The sequence below is a fragment of the Bradyrhizobium sp. USDA 4473 genome, assembly GCF_054063335.1.
On record NZ_JBSSGE010000001.1, the window covers coordinates 4,088,465 to 4,108,604 of the forward strand.

At 66.0% G+C, this 20,140-nt stretch carries 20 protein-coding genes; 11 read left to right on the forward strand and 9 right to left on the reverse strand.

Annotation, left to right across the window (positions count from 1 at the left end):
• Position 1 precedes the first annotated feature (1 nt).
• The 3 genes from ACVW17_RS18945 (at position 2) to ACVW17_RS18955 (ending at position 2,203) form a co-directional block, all read left to right on the forward strand.
• Positions 2-598 carry a class I SAM-dependent methyltransferase gene (locus tag ACVW17_RS18945; protein ID WP_456753278.1) on the forward strand — a complete coding sequence of 199 codons (597 nt, stop codon included), beginning with the start codon at positions 2-4 and terminating at the stop codon, positions 596-598.
• Positions 598-966, forward strand: a complete 369-nt coding sequence (locus ACVW17_RS18950) for a GFA family protein (protein ID WP_456753279.1) — start codon at positions 598-600, stop codon at positions 964-966. Before ACVW17_RS18945 ends, ACVW17_RS18950 begins: the two co-directional genes overlap by 1 nt.
• 136 nt (positions 967-1,102) lie before the next feature.
• Positions 1,103-2,203: a hypothetical protein gene (locus ACVW17_RS18955; RefSeq protein WP_456753280.1), complete on the forward strand. Its 1,101-nt coding sequence runs from the start codon at positions 1,103-1,105 to the stop codon at positions 2,201-2,203.
• Positions 2,204-2,346: 143 nt separating this feature from the next.
• Here the strand turns inward: ACVW17_RS18955 and ACVW17_RS18960 are convergent, their stop codons facing one another.
• The gene (locus ACVW17_RS18960; RefSeq protein WP_456753281.1) at positions 2,347-2,706 is read right to left on the reverse strand and encodes a DUF1236 domain-containing protein; all 360 of its coding nucleotides are present in this window, start codon (positions 2,704-2,706) and stop codon (positions 2,347-2,349) included.
• Positions 2,707-2,939: 233 nt separating this feature from the next.
• Between ACVW17_RS18960 and ACVW17_RS18965 the strand changes: the two genes are divergently transcribed.
• The 7 genes from ACVW17_RS18965 (at position 2,940) to ACVW17_RS18995 (ending at position 11,609) form a co-directional block, all read left to right on the forward strand.
• Entirely contained in the window at positions 2,940-3,095 is a 156-nt protein-coding gene (locus ACVW17_RS18965; RefSeq protein ID WP_076865695.1) for a DUF3096 domain-containing protein, read from the forward strand.
• Positions 3,096-3,186: 91 nt separating this feature from the next.
• Positions 3,187-6,102 (forward strand): pyruvate, phosphate dikinase, encoded by a 2,916-nt coding sequence (gene ppdK / locus ACVW17_RS18970; protein WP_456797783.1) that lies wholly within the window; start codon positions 3,187-3,189, stop codon positions 6,100-6,102.
• Positions 6,103-6,511: 409 nt separating this feature from the next.
• Complete coding sequence (locus ACVW17_RS18975) at positions 6,512-8,005, forward strand: cell wall hydrolase (RefSeq protein WP_456797784.1); 1,494 nt, start codon at positions 6,512-6,514, stop codon at positions 8,003-8,005.
• Between the two features lie 191 nt (positions 8,006-8,196).
• Complete coding sequence (locus ACVW17_RS18980) at positions 8,197-9,441, forward strand: MFS transporter (protein ID WP_456797785.1); 1,245 nt, start codon at positions 8,197-8,199, stop codon at positions 9,439-9,441.
• A 46-nt stretch (positions 9,442-9,487) separates the two neighbouring features.
• Positions 9,488-10,474: an acrylyl-CoA reductase (NADPH) gene (gene acuI / locus ACVW17_RS18985; RefSeq protein WP_456753285.1), complete on the forward strand. Its 987-nt coding sequence runs from the start codon at positions 9,488-9,490 to the stop codon at positions 10,472-10,474.
• 186 nt (positions 10,475-10,660) lie between these two features.
• The gene (locus tag ACVW17_RS18990) at positions 10,661-11,239 is read left to right on the forward strand and encodes a hypothetical protein (RefSeq protein WP_456753286.1); all 579 of its coding nucleotides are present in this window, start codon (positions 10,661-10,663) and stop codon (positions 11,237-11,239) included.
• Between the two features lie 136 nt (positions 11,240-11,375).
• Positions 11,376-11,609 carry a DUF6894 family protein gene (locus ACVW17_RS18995; RefSeq protein ID WP_050403167.1) on the forward strand — a complete coding sequence of 78 codons (234 nt, stop codon included), beginning with the start codon at positions 11,376-11,378 and terminating at the stop codon, positions 11,607-11,609.
• A gap of 12 nt (positions 11,610-11,621) precedes the next feature.
• Here the strand turns inward: ACVW17_RS18995 and ACVW17_RS19000 are convergent, their stop codons facing one another.
• The 5 genes from ACVW17_RS19000 to ygfZ form a co-directional block, all read right to left on the reverse strand.
• Entirely contained in the window at positions 11,622-14,327 is a 2,706-nt protein-coding gene (locus ACVW17_RS19000; RefSeq protein WP_456797786.1) for a DUF2339 domain-containing protein, read from the reverse strand.
• Positions 14,328-14,437: 110 nt separating this feature from the next.
• Positions 14,438-14,944 carry a tyrosine phosphatase family protein gene (locus ACVW17_RS19005; RefSeq protein WP_456797787.1) on the reverse strand — a complete coding sequence of 169 codons (507 nt, stop codon included), beginning with the start codon at positions 14,942-14,944 and terminating at the stop codon, positions 14,438-14,440.
• A 121-nt stretch (positions 14,945-15,065) separates the two neighbouring features.
• Complete coding sequence (locus ACVW17_RS19010; protein ID WP_456797788.1) at positions 15,066-15,677, reverse strand: YfbR-like 5'-deoxynucleotidase; 612 nt, start codon at positions 15,675-15,677, stop codon at positions 15,066-15,068.
• The gene (locus ACVW17_RS19015; RefSeq protein ID WP_456797789.1) at positions 15,674-16,300 is read right to left on the reverse strand and encodes a DNA-3-methyladenine glycosylase I; all 627 of its coding nucleotides are present in this window, start codon (positions 16,298-16,300) and stop codon (positions 15,674-15,676) included. Before ACVW17_RS19015 ends, ACVW17_RS19010 begins: the two co-directional genes overlap by 4 nt.
• Positions 16,297-17,178, reverse strand: a complete 882-nt coding sequence (ygfZ, locus tag ACVW17_RS19020; protein WP_456797790.1) for a CAF17-like 4Fe-4S cluster assembly/insertion protein YgfZ — start codon at positions 17,176-17,178, stop codon at positions 16,297-16,299. The genes ACVW17_RS19015 and ygfZ overlap by 4 nt, the downstream gene beginning before the upstream one ends.
• 129 nt (positions 17,179-17,307) lie before the next feature.
• Between ygfZ and ACVW17_RS19025 the strand changes: the two genes are divergently transcribed.
• On the forward strand, positions 17,308-18,642 hold the full coding sequence (locus ACVW17_RS19025; protein WP_456797791.1) for a dihydroorotase: 1,335 nt from the start codon (positions 17,308-17,310) through the stop codon (positions 18,640-18,642).
• 6 nt (positions 18,643-18,648) lie between these two features.
• Here the strand turns inward: ACVW17_RS19025 and ACVW17_RS19030 are convergent, their stop codons facing one another.
• The 3 genes from ACVW17_RS19030 to ACVW17_RS19040 form a co-directional block, all read right to left on the reverse strand.
• On the reverse strand, positions 18,649-18,918 hold the full coding sequence (locus ACVW17_RS19030) for a hypothetical protein (protein ID WP_456753292.1): 270 nt from the start codon (positions 18,916-18,918) through the stop codon (positions 18,649-18,651).
• Between the two features lie 155 nt (positions 18,919-19,073).
• Positions 19,074-19,730 carry an HAD family hydrolase gene (locus tag ACVW17_RS19035; protein ID WP_456797792.1) on the reverse strand — a complete coding sequence of 219 codons (657 nt, stop codon included), beginning with the start codon at positions 19,728-19,730 and terminating at the stop codon, positions 19,074-19,076.
• Positions 19,720-20,097, reverse strand: a complete 378-nt coding sequence (locus ACVW17_RS19040) for a TIGR02301 family protein (RefSeq protein WP_456753294.1) — start codon at positions 20,095-20,097, stop codon at positions 19,720-19,722. Before ACVW17_RS19040 ends, ACVW17_RS19035 begins: the two co-directional genes overlap by 11 nt.
• Between the last annotated feature and the right edge of the window lie 43 nt (positions 20,098-20,140).

Below are 20,140 nucleotides of genomic sequence, written 5' to 3' on the forward strand. Positions count from 1 at the left end.
GATGGACCACGCAACGCTCGCCGCTTACGACAAGGAAGCGGCGGTGTTTGCGCAGGACTGGCACGAGCAGCCGGCCCCTCGCGATCTGCAAGAGATCGTCGCGCGTTTCTTCATCAAGGGCGGCGCGACCGCCGATATCGGCTGCGGCAGCGGCCGCGAGGTCGCCTGGCTCAACGCCAATGGCTTCCCGGCCGAAGGTTTTGATGCCTCCGAGGGGCTGCTCGCGGAGGCTCGCGCCCGCTATCAGGCGCTGCGCTTTACTAGCGCCGAACTGCCCGCGCTATCCGGCATAGCCTCCAACAGCTTCGACAATGTGCTGTGCGAGACCGTGATCATGCATCTCGATCCCGCGCTGATCGCGCCGTCGGTCCGGCGCATGTTCGAACTCGTGAAGCCCGGCGGCGTGTTTTATCTGAGCTGGCGCGTCACCAGCGGCGACGATGCGCGCGATGCGCATGGCCGGCTGTACGCGGCGTTCGATACCGCGCTGGTGCGGACGGAGCTGACGAGCGCCGAATTGCTGCTCGATGCGGAGGTCGTCAGCGCCTCGTCCGGCAAGGTCATTCACCGGCTGGTCGCCAGCAAGGGGAGGCGATGATGGCGCGGCTCGCGACATGCGCTTGCGGGCGGCTTCGCGTCATCTGTCATGGCGAGCCGACCAGGGTATCGCTGTGCCATTGTCTGGAGTGTCAGAAGCGAACCGGCAGCACCTATGGTGTCGCCGCGTTCTTTCCTCGCGCGGACGTCGCGCCGCAGGGCGAGGCGCGGGAATACAGCCGCATCGGCGGCAGCGGGTCTCCAGTGTTTCATTTCTGCCCGAATTGCGGATCGTCGGTCTATTGGGAGCCCGGCCGTGCGCCGGACCTGATCGGCGTTGCGGTCGGCGCCTTCGCGGACCCGGATTTTCCCGCGCCGTCGCAGTCGGTCTTCACGCAGCGCCGCCACGCCTGGGTCGTCGACAGATAGGCCTCCGCCGCAGCGATGCGCGACGTTGGAAATACTTGGACACAATTTGCAATTTGTTAACCATGCCCTGCGAAGGTCCTGCCGGATCAACGATTTCTTAAGAAATCGCCCTCGCGCCAATGCAGGGATCGCCCCGATGACCTCGATCGGCACCACGCCCAATCCCTACGCCCAATATGGTTCGGCCTATGCGCGGGCGGCCGCGACGCCCTCGCTGGCGGCGACCTTGTCGGGCGACGGCACCGCCGGCGATCTGTCGGCGTCTCCGGCGTCGAACGCCGCAACCAACCTCACGCTGTCTGACGCCGCCCGTGCGCAGCTCGCCAAGACGTCGCTGCCCGACTTCGCGACGGTGACGAACGATGCGCGCACGACGCTCGACCGACTCTACACGGTGGCCGGCGTCAAGGCGCCGATCGTCGATGGCAAGACCACGATCGATCTCTCGACACTGGATCGTCGCGCGCTGTTCGCGATCTCGACCAACAATGGCGGCAAGTTCACGCCGGACGAGCAGGCGGTTGCCGCAGCCGAGCTGAAGCAGCGCTTCGACAAGGCCTTGGCGCCGTCGCTCGCGACCACGCGGCTGACCGGCGACTATAGCGTCAGCTACAAGGCGGCGCTCGACTATCTCGACGGCGCCAGCGACGAGGAAAAGGCCACCGCGACCTGGGCCAGCCAACGCGCCGCGGTGCTGAAAGGTGTTCAGGCGACGCAGCAGGATCCAAACACGGCGCCGACGGGAATGACCGGCGATCCGATCGCGGCTGCGTTGGCGGGAGCCACGACTCCCGCGACGGGGAGCACGCGCGACTTCTCCAGCGTGGCAAGCGACGTGCGCGCCTTCCTCGATCGGCAGAAGAGCGAGGCGGCGAAGAGCGGCAAGGAACTGGTGTACGATTCCAGGCGCAAGACGGGACAGCTCGCCGATCTGTCTTCGCTCGACAACCGCTCGCTGTCGGCAATCTCGCTGAACCAGGACAAGAAGTTCTCAGGCGAGGAAATTTTCGCGGCCAAGCAGGAGCTCAACACGCGGACGCGGCTTGCGGTGCTCGATGCGCTGAAGCAGAGCCAGACCGCCGGCGATCCGCGCCAGTTCTCACTCGGCATCCTCAAGCAATATTCCTCGATGAGCGCGGAGGAGCGCCAGGCCACCAACTGGACGCAGGATTTCCAGGACGCCGCGATCAAGAGCTACAAGTCGACCTCGACGCTGCTCTCGATTCTGAAGTCATAGGCCAGCACAATTCGTGCCGACAAAACAGAAGAGCCCCGCCTGGAGGGGAGGCCAGGCGGGGCTTTCTGGTCCGGTCGATCTGCGCGCAGATCCGCTTGCGCGGCGCCCGGACTGTTCGTTCAGGCGATCGTACTGGATTTGCCCTAGTCGACCACCTGAACGATCCGTCGCGAACGCGGCTCGACCAGCACGGTCTCACCGTTCACGACGGTGTAGCGGAAGGGCGTCGCGCCGAACCGCTGCGGCACGTCATACGTGGTCACGCCGGCATCCGGCAGGATGGTGCCGACCACGACGCGATCCGGAATGGTGTAGTTCGGCACGCGCTCGCGCACGATGTATTCGCGGAATGCCGGACGCTGCTCGACCGCAATGCCCTCGTCATCCTCGACTGCAACCGGCGGGCCACCGCGGACGACGCCAACGGTCTGGGCCTGTGCGGCAACAGCCGGCACCGTGATCGCAGCAGCAACCGCTGCAACGGCAAGTATTCTGTTTCGCATGGCTCGCTCCATTCTTTATAGCGCGCGCCGGCCTTCGCCGATGCGCACAGCGGGCCAATGCATCGGCGACGGTGATGTTCCGGAAAAACTGCTGTCATATACGCGGCAATTTGGAGCAATTTTCGTGAGGTGCGGGAACTCCCGGGCCGTGCAGGCGTCTTGATGTGGGAACCCCCTCAGCGGATAAACTGCCGCTCGATTCGCTCCTCCAAAAACCGCCGGAGAAAACTTCAATGACCATCACCGCTGGGCATCTGCCTGCCATCGTGGCTCTGGTTGCAGGCGTCCTGATCCTGATCATGCCGCGGCTCCTCAACTACATCGTCGCGATCTATCTGATCTTCGTCGGGCTCGTCGGAATGGGCCTGCTGCGCTGGCTCCACCTGTAGCGGGAAAGCGGGGTTTCGCGGCTTGCGCGGAACCCCCCAAAATGGTGTAAGGCGCGCATCTTCGACCCCTCCTTCCGGATTGTTGTCTGACATGGCCAAAGCCGTCGCGAAGTCCAAGAAACCTGCTGCAAAAGCTGCTGGCAAAACAGCAGCGAAATCAAAGCCCTCCGCCGCCGCGCGCAAGGCTGCTCCGGCGCGCAAGGCGCTGACGACGAGCGTCCCGAAGGCGGCGCCGAAAGCCGCCGCCAAACCGGCTGCAAAACCCACCAGCAAGGCGCCGGCGAAGGCGGCAGCCGCTCCGAAGAAGGCGGCCCCGGTTGCGATCAAGGCCGGCAAGTGGGTCTATACGTTCGGCGACGGCAAGGCCGAGGGCCAGGCGACGCTGCGCGATCTGCTCGGCGGCAAGGGCGCCAACCTCGCGGAAATGGCCAATCTCGGCCTTCCGGTGCCTCCCGGCTTCACGATTCCGACCTCGGTCTGCACCTATTTCTACGAGCACGACAAGACGTATCCGAAGGAATTGAAGGCGCAGGTTGAGAAGGCGCTCGACTATGTCGGCAAGCTGACCGGCAAGACCTTCGGCGACGCCAAGAACCCGCTGCTGGTGTCGGTGCGCTCGGGCGCGCGCGCCTCGATGCCGGGCATGATGGACACCGTGCTCAATCTCGGCCTCAACGACCGCACGGTCGAAGCGCTCGCCGAGCTCTCCGGCGACCGCCGCTTCGCCTATGACAGCTATCGCCGCTTCATCACGATGTATTCGGACGTGGTGCTCGGCTTCGAGCATCATCATTTCGAGGACATCCTCGACACCTTCAAGGACGGCCAGGGCTACTCGCTCGACACCGACCTGACCGGCGACGACTGGGTGGAGCTGGTCGGCAAGTACAAGGAAGCCGTCGCCAAGGAGACCGGGCACGAGTTCCCGCAGGATCCGCACGACCAGCTGTGGGGTGCGATCGGCGCGGTGTTCTCATCCTGGATGAACGCGCGCGCGGTGACCTATCGCAAGCTGCACGACATCCCGGAATCCTGGGGCACCGCCGTCAACGTGCAGGCGATGGTGTTCGGCAACATGGGCGAGACCTCGGCGACCGGCGTTGCGTTCACCCGCAACCCCTCGACCGGCGAGAGCAAACTGTATGGCGAGTTCCTGATCAACGCGCAGGGCGAGGACGTCGTTGCCGGCATCCGCACGCCGCAGGACATCACCGAGGAGGCGCGCCAGGAGAGCGGCTCCGACAAGCTGTCGATGGAAGCCGCGATGCCGGCTGCCTTCAAGGAGCTGACTCGGATCTACACGCTGCTCGAGAAGCACTACCGCGACATGCAGGACATGGAGTTCACGGTCGAACAGGGCAAGCTGTGGATGCTGCAGACCCGCGGCGGCAAGCGCACCGCCAAGGCGGCGCTGCGGATCGCCGTCGAGCTCGCCAATGAGGGGCTGATCTCGCGCAACGACGCCGTGACGCGGATCGATCCGGCCTCGCTCGACCAGCTGCTGCACCCGACCATCGATCCCGCCGCCAAGCGCGACGTGATCGCGACCGGCCTGCCGGCATCGCCCGGTGCGGCCTCGGGCGAGATCGTGTTCTCCTCGGACGAAGCGGCCAAGCTGCAGGCCGACGGACGCAAGGTGATCCTGGTCCGCATCGAGACCAGCCCGGAAGACATCCACGGCATGCACGCCGCGGAAGGCATCCTCACCACCCGCGGCGGCATGACCTCGCACGCCGCGGTGGTCGCGCGCGGCATGGGCAAGCCCTGCGTCTCCGGCTGCGGCACCATCCGCGTCGATTACGGCCGCGGCACCATGAGCGTCGGTTCGCGCACCTTCAAGACCGGCGACGTCATCACCATCGACGGCTCGGTCGGGCAGGTGCTGGCCGGCCGCATGCCGATGATCGAGCCGGAACTGTCCGGCGAGTTCGGCACGCTGATGGGCTGGGCCGACGAGGTCCGCAAGCTCGGCGTCCGCGTCAACGGCGACACGCCCGATGACGCGCGCACCGCGGTGAAGTTCGGCGCCGAGGGCATCGGCCTCTGCCGCACCGAGCACATGTTCTTCGAGGAGACCCGCATCCGCACCGTGCGCGAGATGATCCTCTCCGAGGACGAGCAGTCGCGCCGTGCCGCGCTGTCGAAGCTCTTGCCGATGCAGCGCGCCGACTTCGTCGAGCTGTTCGAGATCATGAAGGGCTTGCCCGTCACGATCCGGCTTTTGGATCCTCCCCTCCATGAATTCCTGCCGCACACCCAGGCCGAGATCGAGGAAGTGGCGCGCGCCATGAACACCGATCCGCGCCGCCTCGCCGACCGTGCCCGCGAACTGTCCGAGTTCAACCCGATGCTCGGCTTCCGCGGCTGCCGTCTCGCGATCGCCTATCCGGAGATCGCCGAGATGCAGGCGCGCGCGATCTTCGAGGCCGCCGTCGAAGCCGGCAAGCGCACCGGCAAGCCGGTCGGGCTCGAGGTGATGGTGCCGCTGATCGCGACCAAGGCCGAGTTCGATCTGGTCAAGGCGCGGATCGATGCGACCGCCAACGCGGTGATCAAGGAAACCGGCGCCAAGCTGACCTATCAGGTCGGCACCATGATCGAGCTGCCGCGCGCCTGCCTGATGGCCGGCGAGGTGGCGGAGACCGCCGAGTTCTTCTCGTTCGGCACCAACGACCTGACGCAGACCACCTACGGCATCAGCCGCGACGACGCCGCGAGCTTCCTCGGCACTTATGTCGCCAAGGGCATCCTGGAGATCGATCCGTTCATCTCGGTCGATCGCGACGGCGTCGGCGAGCTCGTCAAGATCGGCGTGACGCGCGGCCGCAAGACGCGGCCGAGCCTCAAGGTCGGCATCTGCGGCGAGCATGGCGGCGATCCCGCCTCGGTCGCGTTCTGCCACGAGGTCGGGCTCGACTACGTCTCGTGCTCGCCCTATCGCGTGCCGATCGCGCGTCTCGCCGCAGCGCAGGCCGCGCTCGGCAAGGAGATCTCGAGCCAGGCGTAAGCGCTGAGGCCGGCATAGTCAGAAGCGACGTGATGCCCGGGCTCGTCCCGGGCATTTTTCGTTTGAGCGCTGCCGGAAGACATCGTCGTTGCGAGCGGAGCGAAGCAATCCATCTCGCCACATGCGTCGAAGCATGGATTGCTTCGTCGCTTCCTCGCAATGACGATGGACCTGGCTAGGTAAGGATCTCTTCACCATCTCCGTTGACCTGACATTTACGACTTTCATGCGCCGCGCATTTACCAAGGCGCGCGATGCGGCGCGCGAAGACGCTGCGATCGCTTGAGTGTAGCGCCCGGGCAACGCCGATTAACTCCGCGGCAACCTAAACAAGTTAGCAACGGGAAAGGTCGAATTGCGCGGATGGACCGCGTTCGATTGCACTCAGTAAGCGTTGCGTGAGCGTACGATGTTTGTGTCGCGTAACCAGCCGAGGGGCGCACGTCTCGCGCTCTTCGGTCTCGGTCTTGGCATCTTCGCACTGATGCCGACCGAGATCGGATATCAGGATATTGCCTCGCTCCTGGCCCGGCAGCCCGGCGTCGCCGAGCGCTGGCAGAAGCGCGTCTTCGCCTCCGCCGTCGGCTCGATCCAGGTCGCGACCTACAGTATCGGCCGTCCGATCGGAACCTCGGCGCCGCAGGATCCGCAGATCCTGCTCGCAAGGCTCGACAGTTCAAACAGCGACATCACCGGCGCGGTGACGCGCAATCCGATCGCATCACCGCCGCCGCGCTACGCGGCATCGGATTTTCCCAAGGTCGACCGCACCCTGAAGGGCGATCGTCTCGTCGTCAGGCGCCCCGACCAGCTTGATCCCGCGCAGCCCGCGAACACCGCGCCGGCGAACGAGGATCCCGCGACCTCGAATGCGTCGGTCAAGGGCATGAAGACCGCAACCGCAATCGGTGGCAGCGGATCTGCCGACAACGCGCCGCTCGATCCGGAATTGCAGGAGGCGCTGCGTGCGCCGCCGCTGCCGCAATATGCCAAGCCGTCGCCGCAGCAATACGACGTGTCGATGTCGCTCGAGGCCAACCCGCTCGACGATCTGAAGCCTGCGCCGGCAACGCCCGCACCGGCGCCCGCCGATGCAGCGCACGAGCGCGATCCGTTCGCCTTCAAGACCGCGAGCCTGTTCTTCGGCTCGTCGCTCGGCACGCCCGAAAATCTCGAACGCTGGCAGCCCGGCGAGGCGCCGGTCGTCGTCGCGCCCGCAGTGCAGCCCGACCCCGACATGAAGGTGATGGCCTCGCTGCCTGTCGATGCCGACGGTCCGGTGAGGGCCGGCGAAATGGGCGAGAGCATCGCGCCGAAGGGCGAGGTCAACGCCGACGACCAGCACAGCAAGACGCCGGCGGAACGGCTCGGCCTGTTCGACGACAAGTCGCGCGCCAAGTCGGAGAAGTGTCTCGCCGAGGCGGTCTATTTCGAAGCGCGCGGCGAGGCGGTGCGCGGCCAGATCGCGGTCGCCCAGGTGGTGCTGAACCGCGCTTTCTCCGGCAAATACCCGGAGACGGTGTGCGGCGTGGTCTACCAGAACAAGAACCGGCACTACGCCTGCCAGTTCACCTTCGCCTGCGACAACATCCCCGACGTCGTCCGCGAGCCCGACATGTGGGACCGCGCCAGGAAGATCGCGAAGGCGATGCTCGACGGCAAATTGTGGCTGCCGGAAGTCGATCGCTCGACCCACTACCACGCCTATTGGGTGCGGCCGTCGTGGGTCAGCGAGATGAAAAAGATGTACAAGTTCGGCGTCCACACCTTCTATCGCCCGCGCGCCTGGGGCGACGGCAGCGACGCCCCGAGCTGGGGCAGCGCAGCCGAGACCGCCAAGATCTCGGCGCAACTCGCCGAGGCTGCCCAGAGCTCGGCCGAGCAGGCCAGCGCCAAGCGATAGGGCGCCAACTCCGGGGGCGATGTGCCCCGGAATGACGCCCGTCATCCTCTCGGATTCTGCAATGCAGCCCTGCGAGCGAATATTTTTCTCCTGTTTTTGTCCTGCCCCTCTTGGGGTTTTCATGCAGCTGCATTAACTCCCCGTAACGTTTCGCGGGGGCGGTTCCCCCGCCAGCCGCGGGGGAAGACAACATGGCCGTGACCACCGGGGATATCCGACCGACGTCCGGCAGCTGGCGCACGCCGCTCGTGATCATCGTCTGCGGCTGTGCGATCGCCCTGCTGAGTTTCGGCCCGCGCTCCAGCCTCGGCTTCTTCGTACAGCCGATGGGCCGCGAATTCGCCTGGGGCCGCGACGTGTTCGGCCTCGCCATCGCGCTGCAGAACCTGCTGTGGGGGCTCGGCCAGCCGATCGCGGGCGCGATTGCCGACCGCTTCGGCCTGCTGCGCGTCATGATCGTCGGCGCCTTGCTGTACGCCGCCGGCCTCTTGCTGATGCGTTACTCCACCACCTCGTTGTCGCTCGACATCAGCGCCGGCGTGCTGATCGGTTTCGGCCTGTCGGGCTCGTCGTTCAACCTCGTGCTGGCGGCGTTCAGCAAGCTGCTGCCGCCCGAGAAGCGCGGCTTCGCGCTTGGCGCCGGCACCGCGGCGGGCTCGTTCGGCCAGTTCCTGTTCGCGCCGTTCGGCGTTGCCCTGATCGACAATTTCGGCTGGCAGACTGCGCTCGTCGTGTTCAGCACGCTGATGCTGTTGATCCTGCCGCTCTCGCTGGCGCTCGCGACGCCGCCGGCGGAGACGAAAGAGGCCGCGCCGGCCGATCAGCAATCGTTCAAGACCGCGCTCGCGGAGGCGTTCGGCCATCGCTCCTACGTGCTCCTGGTGCTCGGCTTCTTCACCTGCGGCTTCCAGCTTGCCTTCATCACCATTCACCTGCCGGCCTATCTGGCCGACCGCGGCATTGCGGCGACGACAGGCGGCTGGGTGGTCGCGGCGATCGGCCTGTTCAACATCATCGGCTCGCTCAGCGTCGGCTGGCTGCAGAACTACTTTCCGAAGCGCTATCTGCTGTCGGTGATCTACTTCACGCGCGCGCTGGCGACGGTTGCCTTCATCACGTTCCCGGTCACGCCGTTCTCGGCGATTGCCTTCGGCGCGGTGTCGGGGCTGCTGTGGCTGTCGAGCGTGCCGCCGACCTCGGCGCTAGTCGCGCTGATGTTCGGCACCCGCTGGTTCTCCACCCTCTATGGCTTCGCCTTTGTCAGCCATCAGGTCGGAGGTTTCCTCGGGGTCTGGCTCGGCGGCGTGGTGTTCGAGCAGTTCGGTTCCTACACGCCGATCTGGTGGCTGTCGGTGCTGTTCGGCGTGCTCTCGGCGCTGATCAACCTGCCGATCGTCGAGGCGCCGGTCGCCCGCCCGGTTGCGCAGCCTGCCTGATGGGTTAAACACTCCTACGAAACCAAGATTACGGGGAGTGCGCATCGTGGCAACGTTCAAGGCAATCAGGATCGACAAGGCGGACAAGGGTACCACCGCCACGCTCACCCAATTCGACGACGCGGAATTGATGGACGGCGACGTCACCGTCCGCGTCGAATGGTCGACGCTGAACTACAAGGACGGCCTGGCGCTGACCGGCAAGGCGCCGGTGGTGCGCTGGTTTCCGATGATCGCCGGCATCGATTTCGCCGGCACGGTCGAGCAGTCCAGCCATCCCGACTGGAATGCGGGCGATAAGGTCGTCTGCAATGGCTGGGGCATGGGCGAGACCCATCTCGGCGCCTATGCCGAGAAGGCCCGCGTCAAGGGCGACTGGCTGGTGCGGCTGCCCGACGGCATCTCGGCGCGGGACGCGATGGCGGTCGGCACCGCGGGCTATACCGCGATGCTCTCGGTGCTGGCGCTGGAGAAGCACGGCCTGACCCCGAGGAGCGGCCCGGTGGTGGTCACTGGTGCCGCCGGCGGCGTCGGCTCGGTCGCAATCGCCGTGCTGTCGAAGCTCGGCTATCACGTAATCGCGTCGACCGGGCGGATGTCGGAGGCGGACTACCTCAAGGGGCTCGGCGCCACTGAAGTGATCGACCGCGCCGAACTGTCGGGTGCCCCGAAGGCGCTCGCCAAGGAGCGCTGGGCCGGTGGCGTCGACAGCGTTGGCTCGACCACGCTCGCCAACCTGCTGTCGATGACGAAATACGGTGGCGCCATCGCGGCCTGTGGCCTGGCGGCCGGTATGGACCTGCCGTCGTCGGTCGCGCCGTTCATTTTGCGCGGCGTGTGCCTTCTCGGCATCGATTCCGTGATGTGCCCGATCGAGCTTCGCCGGACCGCCTGGCGTCGCCTCGCCAGCGATCTGGACAAGGCAAAACTGGCTGATATCACTCACGAAATCGTTTTGGACGAAGTCGTGCCCTACGGCGCGAAAATCCTCGGCGGCGAGGTCCGCGGCCGCATCGTGGTAAAAATAGTCTGAGGACGTTCAGACTTTACCAACCAAGCTGCTCCAATGTTGCCACGGTTGGTATGGTAAGCAGCGGGTAAAGAGGCTTGCAGCATGATCCCGGGGGGCCGGGATTCCTCGCGCAGACGTCGAGAAGCGTCGGGTGCGGGGATCATGCTCACAAGGAGCGGGTGCCCGCGCTCGTTAGTGGAGTAGCTCATGCTTGCGCGTTTGGTGTTGGGGGCCGTCACGGCCGGAGCGATGGTCGTGCCGGCATTCGCGGGCATGATGAACGCAGATGAGGCCCGCAAGTTCGTCGCGGGCAAGGTGTTCGCCTTCACCTGTTTCGATGGCACCCGCGGCGCCGGCCGTATCCTCGATGATCTCGGCGCGGCAGGCTCGATCCAGTTCTCCGGCTCCGGTCCGATCCGCCACGTGCGCCTGCCCGGCAATACGCTGCAAATCCGCGGTCAGAGCGTTTGCGCGTCGCTCAAGGGCATCCCGTTCGAACCGTGCTTCAATCTCGACAAGCAGGATGACCGCACCTTCCGCGGCTCGGTCTCCGGCATGGGCTTCGCCTATTGCGATTTCCACCATCAGGGCGGCCAGCAGATGCTGATGGCGCGCGCGGCGGCGCGTCCGCGCTCGCTGCACCCGCGCACCCGATCCGCGGATGCCTCGCAGACCGAAGTGTCGCGCGTTGAGACGCCGCAGGTCGGCAGCGCGAAGCTTGAGCCGATCAAGGCCGAGCCGGCCAAGGCCGAGAGCGCGCCGGAATTGCGCCGCTCCACCGACTAATTTCTCATCTGCGCGCTAGCGGGAATAGCTGCCGAGCCGTAGTCATACGGATGGCGGCCTCCACGCGTTGATCGCTACTCAATACCTAGCGTCCGTCGAGACGCGGGATGGTGGGGACACCGATTTGAGCAGTCATATGGCGCAATATTTTTTCCGTATCAGTGATGGCGATTACGCTGGTGCGTCCGACCACGCGACGGAGTTCGAAAGCCGTGACGTGGCCTGGGCCGAGATGACCAAGGTCTGCGGCAATTTCCTTGGCAGCATTTCGCGCAACATGAAGCAAGACAGCGAATGGCACATGGAGCTGCTCGACGAGAGCCGCAAGCCGGTATTCAGGATTCGCCTGGTCGCCGAGTCAGTCGACTGAGGCGTTTGCCGATCAGGATAGCGAGTTCGATCCTCCGGTCTGCGGCGCAGGCGGCGCCGCGCGCCTGCGGAACAGGATCCGCTGATACAGCCAGCCGATCGCCACCAGTACGACGCCGAGGCACATGAACGACAGCGCCCGGTAGACACCGGTGAGTGTCGACATGTCGACCAGGAAGGCTTTCAGGATCGTCAGCCCGATCACCGCAGCGGATGCGAGCCGCGCGCGCTGCGAGTTGACGACGATGCCGATGCCGAGCAGCGCGACGCCGAACATCAGCCAGGCGATCGAATAGGTGTATTGCTCTGCACCCGTGGTCTCGCCGCGCGTCAGCACCGGTCCGTGATAGAGCCTGCGGATTTCGAACGTGACGTAAGCGAGCGCAAGCACCAGCGCGCCGGCAGCGATCGTGTTGGCATAGGCCGCGGGACGATGTCCCGCCACCGCGTAGGACAACAGCAACGCCAGCACGGCCGGCAGCGCATAGCCGAGCAGCAGCAGATTGATGAAGCTGCCGCCGACGTCCTGCCACCACAGCATCGGGTTCTCCAGCCCGAGCAAGCCGAACAGGCTGGCGAGCCCGGCGAAGGCGGTGAGCAGGACCGCGGCGACATTGTGCACGATGCTGCCGCTGCGCAGCCGCAGCCGCTCCAGTCCGATCGCCATCGCGAGCGTCACGCCCACTTGCAGTGCGACCTCGGTCAACCCGGCGCTCGCGTAATAGACATCGCCGCGATTGACCGCGTGGCGGATCTCCATGAAGGCGAGCAGCACCGTGAACAGGATCGCGGCGGACTCGACCATGCGCAGCGGGACGTCGTCGCCGTTGCGGCGCAGGAAATGGCCTCCCACCCAAAACGACAGCGCCGGCACGCCATAGCCCCACAACAGCCAGTTGAAGATCGGCGTGGTGCCGACGGCGTCGCCCGCGATCCGCGGCTCATAGCCGATGCGCAGCACGACGATGCCGGCCAGGATTGCAGCCAGCCAGCGCAGGAACGGGATCGGGCGTTGCACCGACAGCCAGGCCGTGCCCATCGACACCAGCGCGAGTGCGATGGTGAGCCAGCCCTTGTCGAGCGCAAAGGTCAGCGCCAGCGCCAGCGCCGCGAGGGCGCCGGTCGCCGACAATGCGATCGATGGCGACTGTTCCGGCCGCTCGCCGCGCCGGGTCAGCGCCTCGGTCGCGGCGGCGTAGGCCGCAGCCAGCAGCACGGCGAGGACCGCGAACGGGATCGAACGGTCGAGATGCGCGATCCGCGCATAGAGCGCGACCAAGAGCGCGATCGGCGTGAACACCGCCGCCGCGGCCCAGGTCACGGCGATCTTCGTGGTGGCAAAACGGAACTGTGCGAGGAAGCCCGCGATGCCAAAGGCAGCTGCGAACAGCGCCGCCGTGACGAGGTGCAGCGAGACCGAGCCGTCGGTCGCAGATGGGCCGATGCCCGGGATCGCGCCGCCCGGCAGCACCAGCATGTCGACATTGCGGCGGACGGCCCATTCGCCGAACACGATGAAGACGAAGGCCGATGCGGCAGCGATCGTACCGGCAGCCGCAGGCGCGCGCCAGGCGACGCACAGGCTGCCTGCCGTCAGCAGCGCAAAGCCGATCATCGCGGTGTCGGCGTGGGCGCTGTTGAGCACGATCAGAACAGCGCCGAACAGATAGGCCGCGAGCGAGCCGGACGAGATCGGCTCTATCTCCTCGCCGTCGCCATCGGGGCCGAACATGAAGCCGCAGACCACCAGCAGCGCCGCCAGCACGAAGCCCGCGATGACGTGGAAAACATGCGGTCCGATCATCTCCGGCCCGCATTGCAGGCACGGCAAGGTCCACAGCAGCGCAAAGGCGATCGTCGTCACCGCAAGCCAGCGCCACAGCCTGATGCGGGCGAGGCCGAACGATGCCGCGGTGACGATGGCGAGGTAGACATAGAGCGACCAGAAGTCCGGCTTGTCGGAGGAGACCAGGATCGGGGTCACGAACGCGCCGACGATTCCGAGTCCGGCCAGCGCAGGCCCATGCAGCAGCGCCGCCGCGAGCGTGCCGAGCGCGACCATGCCGAGCAGGATGAAGGCGGTGGCCGGTGCGAGGAAATCATAGAGCGCGTAGGCGGCGTAGACCGTGGCGAAGGCCACGGCGGTGCCGGCCGCGGTGAGGATCGCCGGAATGTTGGCGATCGGCAGCGCTTCGATGCTGGAGATGCTCTCCTGGCGCCGGGTCCATTCACCGGCGCCGAGCAGCACCAGCGCGAACAATCCGCCGAGCATCGTGCGCACGCCGGGGCCGAGCAGCCCGGCCTCGATCGAATAGCGCACCATGAAGAAGCCGCCGAGCGCGAGCGTCAGGCCGCCGATCCACACCACCCAGCGGGTGCCGAGCGTCTCCTCGAAGCCGGGCGCAGGCGATGGCGGGGACGGCGGTTCTAATAGCGGCGGCGGCGCTGCGCCCACGGCCGGCTGTGCTTCCGGCTCGCTCGCAGCAGCCTCGGGAAGCGGCGGCGGTACGATCGGAGGCGCTGCGGGAAGCGTCTGCTCGAACGCCTCGAGCGGCGCCAGCGGCGGCGGCATCGCGGTTCGCGCGGCAGCACCGCCCGCGGCCTCGAGTGCATCCAGCCGGCGCTGCATGACCGCGATCTGGCCCAGCGCCTTGCGCGCGAAGATGATCGCCACGATGGCAATGACGAGCGTGAGGAAATCGAACGGCGAATCGAACATCGGGCCTCCGGCAGGACGCGCCGGACTTTTGGCCAGCCAGCGGCCCGTCGCAACCTAGTAGTGCACTTGGGAGGACCGGAAGTTCAAGCGACCCTGCGTGACAGGCCGCGCTAGTCCAGGTCGATATGGAAGGGCCGACCTTCCACACTCATGCTGCCGGGACCCATCGCATCGAGCGCGCGCAGCATGCGGCCCTCGCGGCCCAACGCCTTGTCGGCGAGGCCGACGATCAGGCGATTGGGCGCTGCGATCGGCGAAGCCTCGCGGATCAGCCGGGCGATCGACATTTCGTCGCGGTGCGGATTGAGCGCGCAGACGGTGGCGAATGCGCTTGCGGTCGAGCGGCTGATGCCGGCGTAGCAATGCACAACCAGCGGCGCACGGCGATCCCAGCCGCGCACGAAGCTCAGCACCCGTTCGATATGCGTCTCGTTCGGCGCGACGAAGCCGTCCATCTGTTCGACGATGTCGTCCATCGACACCTTCAGGTGATTGGCCGGAAGCACGGAGGGCGGCCGCTGTACCTGATCGACATTGGCCATCACGGTCAGCACATGGCTGGCGCCGGTGGCACGAACCGTGTCGGAGAGCGCGGCAAGCGAGCAGACGTGAAGCATGTTGGTCCTTAGGCGTCGGGTGCCGTGATTATAACGACTGCTTGCGGACGGGCAAAGGCAGACGGCGTGATGCCGGATTGTTCGTTTTGCGGCGCAACCGCGGCAGGTCTTGCTGTGCTGCCTAAGGCGCGTGTAAGGCCTTGAAGCGTTCGAGGAACTGCTTTTCGGCCCGCGCTGCTGTCCATGGCGTCAGATAGTCCCGCTCGGTCGCTTCGGGCAACTCCGGATCGCGGCCGAACAACCGCTTGGCCTCGGCTTGCGAAAATCCCGCTAGATGCGTCGCCTCGAGATAGGCCGCGCCGCGGTCGGCGGCCTTGATCTGCTGGGTGATCTCGTCCGCCAGCACCGCAGGCAGGCCGAAGCGGATATGGATCGCCGACAGCAGCCGCTTTTCGACCGCCTTGTATTCGCCGGCGAGCACCGCCTTGAACGGCGAGATCATGTCGCCGATGACATATTCCGGTGCGTCATGCAGCAGTGCGGCGAGACGATGGCTGACGTCGACGCGCGGCATCTGCTGGCGCATCACGGCTTCGACCAGCAGCGTGTGCTGCGCCACCGAGAAGATGTGGGCGCCCGAGGTCTGCCCATTCCAGCGCGCGACCCGCGCCAGTCCGTGCGCGATGTCGACGATCTCGATATCGAGTGGCGACGGATCGAGCAGGTCGAGCCGGCGTCCGGACAACATCCGTTGCCAGGCGCGGCTGGCCTCCGTCGATCTGCGTGCCGTCATGTCTTCTTGAGCCGCGGGCTGCGGAGCTTGCCGCTGCAAGCCGCGTGGCAGAAGCAGGTGACGAGATGATCGTTGACCATGCCGGTCGCCTGCATGAAGGCGTAGACGATGGTCGGGCCGACGAATTTGAAGCCGCGCGCGCCGAGCTCCTTGGAGACCTTGACCGAGATCGGCGTCGAGGCCGGCACGCTCGCGGTGGTCTTGAACTGGTTGACCTTCGGCTTGCCGTCGACGAAGTCCCACAGAAATTTCGAGAAGCCGGGGCCCTTCTCCATGATCTCGAGATACGACTTGGCGCTCGCGATCGTGCCTTCGATCTTGGCGCGGTTGCGGACGATGCCGGCGTCGTTCATCAGCGCATGCACCTTCTTGTCGGTGTAGCGCGCGATCTTCTCGGGCTGGAAATCGTCGAAGGCTTTGCGGAAATTGTCGCGCTTGCGCAGGATCGTGATCCAGGACAGGCCGGCCTGGAAACCGTCGAGGATCAGCTTTTCATAGAGCGCGCGGTCGTCATATTCCGGCACGCCCCATTCATTGTCGTGATAGGCGACGTAGAACGCATCGTCGCCCGGCCACGGACATCGCGTCTTGCCGTCGGGATGCAGTTGCGCGGTACGGCTCATGCGACGGTCTGCTTGGGTGTGATGCGGACAACGCTGGGGTCGGCGAGGTGGAGCGACAGGCCGCCCGCGGTCAGCGCCAGGCCGGCGTCGAGCGCATCGGCGACGCGATCGATGCGCACCAGCGCGAGGCCTTTATCGCCCGCGGTCGAGCCGATGGTGCCGACCTGCTTGTCGCCGGCCAGGATCGTTGCGCCGGCTTCGGGCGAGGGGCCATCGAGAATGATCTTCACCGTGCGGGTGCGCGCCGTGCCGCGGTGCTGCATGCGCGACACCACCTCCTGGCCGACATAGCAGCCCTTGTCGAAATCGACGCCGTTGAGTCGGTCCATGTTGGTCTCGTGCGGGAAGGCGTCGCCATACATGAAGTCGAGCCCGCCGCGCGGCACGCCGCTCGCGATCCGATGCGCCTCATAGAGGCTTGAATCGACGAGCTCGGCGCCGATCAGATCGGCGAGTTTCTGCTTCAACTCTTCCGGGATCAGGATGCGCCAGCCGAGCGCTGGGTTGCGCGGATCGGCGAAGGCAAGATCGGGGGCCGCCGCCGGCTCGCCATCCCAGGCGGCCAGCACGCCGAGGCTGTCGGAGAGGTTCTCGACCACGACCTTGGCGCGCAGCTTGTAGAAGCCGAGCTTGTCGGCGAGCCCCTTGGCGAGCGCACGCGGTGCGTCGATCAGGAAGCCTCCGCCATGGCCTGCGGGTATCTCGGTGATCAGGAAATCGACGATGATCTTGCCCTGCGGCGTCAGCAGCGCGCCGAACCGGGCCTGACCCGGCCGCAACTGTTCGACGTCGGTCGTAATGAGGCCGTTGAGGAAGTTGCGGGCGTCCTCGCCAGAGACCTTGATCACGCCCCGATCTGGAAGAAACGCTGCTTTCATTCGCAAAATTGGCTCTTTTTCCAAGTTCCTTGGGAAACGCGCAGGCTGCGGATATCCCCTGCCAAGCTAAGGCGCTAGAGTGCGCCGAACAAGGCCCGCGCGACATCCGAAAGCGGGCGCCGAGGACCGATGAATCAGCATTTTGACACCATTCTAAAATCCGGCACCGTGGTCAATCAGGACGGCGAGGGCGTCCGCGATGTCGGTATCGCGGGTGGCCGTATCGCCGCGATCGGCTCGCTCGGCCAGGCCTCGGCCGGCGAGGTGATCGACTGCAAAGGCCTGCACATCCTGCCCGGCGTGATGGACACCCAGGTGCATTTCCGCGAGCCCGGGCTGACGCAGAAGGAAGATCTCGAGACCGGCTCGCGCAGCGCCGTGATGGGTGGGGTCACCGCCGTGTTCGAGATGCCGAACACCAATCCGCTGACCGTCACCGAGGCGGCGTTCACCGACAAGATCAAGCGCGCGCATCATCGCATGCATTGCGATTTCGCGTTCTTCATCGGCGGCACCCGCGAGAACGTGCAGGACCTGCCGGAGTTCGAGCGCGCGCTGGGCTGCGCCGGCGTCAAGGTGTTCATCGGCTCCTCCACCGGCGCGCTTCTGGTCGAGGACGACGAGAGCCTGCGGCGGATCTTCCAGGTGATCAAGCGCCGCGCCGCGTTCCACGCCGAGGACGAATACCGCCTCAACGAGCGCAAGCCGCTGCGGATCGAGGGCGATCCGCGCTCGCATCCGGTGTGGCGCGACGAGACCGCAGCGCTGATGGCGACCGAGCGGCTGGTCAATCTTGCGCGCGAGACCGGCAAGCGCATTCATGTGCTGCATATCTCGACCAAGGAAGAGATCCTGTATCTGCGCGACCACAAGGATGTCGCCTCCTGCGAGGCGACGCCGCATCATCTCACCATGGCCGCGCCCGAGTGCTATGAGCGGCTGGGCACGCTGGCCCAGATGAACCCGCCGGTGCGCTCGGCCGACCATCGCGCCGGCATCTGGTACGGCATCGAGCAGGGCATCATCGACGTGCTCGGCTCGGATCACGCGCCGCATACGCTGGAGGAGAAGCAGAAGACCTATCCGGCCTCCCCGTCGGGCATGACCGGCGTGCAGACGCTGGTGCCGCTGATGCTCGATCACGTCAACGCCGGGCGGCTGTCGCTGGCCCGGTTCGTCGACCTCACCAGCGCGGGTCCGGCGCGCCTCTACAACATCGCCTGCAAGGGCCGCATCGCGGCGGGCTACGATGCCGACTTCACCATCGTCGATCTCAAGCGTAGCGAGACCATCACCAACAAATGGATCGCCTCGCGCGCGGCCTGGACGCCCTATGACGGCGTGCGGGTGCAGGGCTGGCCGGTCGGCACCTTCGTGCGCGGCAAGCGGGTGATGTGGCAGGGCGAGGTGACCACGCCGTCCACCGGCGAGCCGGTCCGGTTCCTGGAGACGCTCAAACCGTAGCGGGTTTTACTGCCGGGCCAATGCCAGCGAGAATTCGCCGTTGCGCACCCGTGCGGGGAGGCCTTCGGCGAATTTTGCCACCGCGTCCTCGCCATAGGTCGTGACGAGCTCGGCCAGCGCCGCAAACAGGCTCGCCTGCGCGAGGCAGTCGCCATCGACGCCATCGTGACGCGCTTCCGCCCAGGCCTCGTTCAAATAGCCCAGTGCTGCCTGCTTCTGCTCGTGGTCGGGACGCGGGTCGTCTTGATGATGGGGGAAGGACGCTGGATGGCGCATGAAACTCTGCAAAATGAATGCGCGCGGTCCGAGGACCGAACCACTGCGACCCGTGAGGTGTATCACGCATGCGGGTACCGCCAAGGCCACTTCTTTCGAAAAGGTTAACGGGCGTTACGGCATTTAAAGGGGAATTCCGGCCATTCCCGCCGCCCTCAGCCGAATGAGCTGTGGATATGGTCCAGCAGCGCGCGTGGCGAGGCGCAGAGGTGGCTGGCGCCGGCCGCGGTCAGCTCCTCGGCCGTGCCGTAGCCATAGGTGACGCCGACGGCGCGGATGCCGTTGCGATTCGCCCCGATCACGTCGTGGCTGCGGTCGCCGATCATCACGGCCTTGGCCGGATCGGCCCCGGTCTGTTTCAGCGCGTAGGCGAGCAGGTCGACCTTGTTGACCCGGGTTCCATCGAACTCCGAACCGAACACGTGGTCGAAATAGAGGTTGAGCCCGAAATGGGCGACGATCCGGGTCGCGAACACGTGCGGCTTCGAGGTTGCCACGAACATGCGGCCGGGCCGTCCGCGCAACTCCGCCAGCACCTCGGCGATGTCAGGATAGACCGCGTTCTCGAACAGCCCGACATCGCCGAACCGCTCGCGGTAGAGCTCGACCGCGCGGTCGGCGAGCTCTTCGCCGCCGAGCAGCATCACAAAGCTCGCACGGAGCGGCGGCCCGATGCACCAGGTCAATTCATCCTGCGACGGAACCGGGCGGCCGAGCTTTTCCAGCGCATACTGGATCGAACCGGTGATGCCGGGCTTCGGGTCGGTCAGGGTGCCGTCGAGGTCGAAGAAGATCGCGCGGTCAGTTGGCATAACGGGCCGTCAGGTCGCGCGAGATCTTCGAGCCTTCCTCGATGTAGCGGCGGATCGCTACCGTGGCGGCGGGCGTGCAGGTCCGGTAGGTCTGCTGGAAGCCGTTATAGCCGCGGTTGAAGCCGGCGATCATCCGGGCGCGGCGGTCGCCGGACGGGGTCTCCGCGTCGATCAGCGCCTGCATCTCGTTGCGCCATTTGGCGCCCTCATTGGCGTTGCAGATGCTGCGCAGATAGTGCAGGGCGCCGAGGATCTCGGCCAGCCGCTGCAGGTCGCCGTCGAACGGCGCAGCCGCGTCCTGCGCCCGGGCGGGCGTCGCAAGGCATGCCGACATCAGGATCACAACGGCGAGAAAGGCTCTGATCATCAGGGGTTCCGGAATGGCCGTGGTATGCCCCCTCAATGCGCCC

What these genes read in the sequence shown, in the direction of transcription:
- ACVW17_RS18945 (WP_456753278.1), top strand. Translation starts at nt 2, where the DNA reads ATGGACCACGCAACGCTCGCCGCTTACGACAAGGAAGCGGCGGTGTTT.
- ACVW17_RS18950 (WP_456753279.1), top strand. Translation starts at nt 598, where the DNA reads ATGGCGCGGCTCGCGACATGCGCTTGCGGGCGGCTTCGCGTCATCTGT.
- ACVW17_RS18955 (WP_456753280.1), top strand. Translation starts at nt 1,103, where the DNA reads ATGACCTCGATCGGCACCACGCCCAATCCCTACGCCCAATATGGTTCG.
- ACVW17_RS18960 (WP_456753281.1), bottom strand. Translation starts at nt 2,706, where the DNA reads ATGCGAAACAGAATACTTGCCGTTGCAGCGGTTGCTGCTGCGATCACG.
- ACVW17_RS18965 (WP_076865695.1), top strand. Translation starts at nt 2,940, where the DNA reads ATGACCATCACCGCTGGGCATCTGCCTGCCATCGTGGCTCTGGTTGCA.
- ppdK (WP_456797783.1), top strand. Translation starts at nt 3,187, where the DNA reads ATGGCCAAAGCCGTCGCGAAGTCCAAGAAACCTGCTGCAAAAGCTGCT.
- ACVW17_RS18975 (WP_456797784.1), top strand. Translation starts at nt 6,512, where the DNA reads ATGTTTGTGTCGCGTAACCAGCCGAGGGGCGCACGTCTCGCGCTCTTC.
- ACVW17_RS18980 (WP_456797785.1), top strand. Translation starts at nt 8,197, where the DNA reads ATGGCCGTGACCACCGGGGATATCCGACCGACGTCCGGCAGCTGGCGC.
- ACVW17_RS18990 (WP_456753286.1), top strand. Translation starts at nt 10,661, where the DNA reads ATGCTTGCGCGTTTGGTGTTGGGGGCCGTCACGGCCGGAGCGATGGTC.
- ACVW17_RS18995 (WP_050403167.1), top strand. Translation starts at nt 11,376, where the DNA reads ATGGCGCAATATTTTTTCCGTATCAGTGATGGCGATTACGCTGGTGCG.
- ACVW17_RS19000 (WP_456797786.1), bottom strand. Translation starts at nt 14,327, where the DNA reads ATGTTCGATTCGCCGTTCGATTTCCTCACGCTCGTCATTGCCATCGTG.
- ACVW17_RS19005 (WP_456797787.1), bottom strand. Translation starts at nt 14,944, where the DNA reads ATGCTTCACGTCTGCTCGCTTGCCGCGCTCTCCGACACGGTTCGTGCC.
- ACVW17_RS19010 (WP_456797788.1), bottom strand. Translation starts at nt 15,677, where the DNA reads ATGACGGCACGCAGATCGACGGAGGCCAGCCGCGCCTGGCAACGGATG.
- ACVW17_RS19015 (WP_456797789.1), bottom strand. Translation starts at nt 16,300, where the DNA reads ATGAGCCGTACCGCGCAACTGCATCCCGACGGCAAGACGCGATGTCCG.
- ygfZ (WP_456797790.1), bottom strand. Translation starts at nt 17,178, where the DNA reads ATGAAAGCAGCGTTTCTTCCAGATCGGGGCGTGATCAAGGTCTCTGGC.
- ACVW17_RS19025 (WP_456797791.1), top strand. Translation starts at nt 17,308, where the DNA reads ATGAATCAGCATTTTGACACCATTCTAAAATCCGGCACCGTGGTCAAT.
- ACVW17_RS19030 (WP_456753292.1), bottom strand. Translation starts at nt 18,918, where the DNA reads ATGCGCCATCCAGCGTCCTTCCCCCATCATCAAGACGACCCGCGTCCC.
- ACVW17_RS19035 (WP_456797792.1), bottom strand. Translation starts at nt 19,730, where the DNA reads ATGCCAACTGACCGCGCGATCTTCTTCGACCTCGACGGCACCCTGACC.
- ACVW17_RS19040 (WP_456753294.1), bottom strand. Translation starts at nt 20,097, where the DNA reads ATGATCAGAGCCTTTCTCGCCGTTGTGATCCTGATGTCGGCATGCCTT.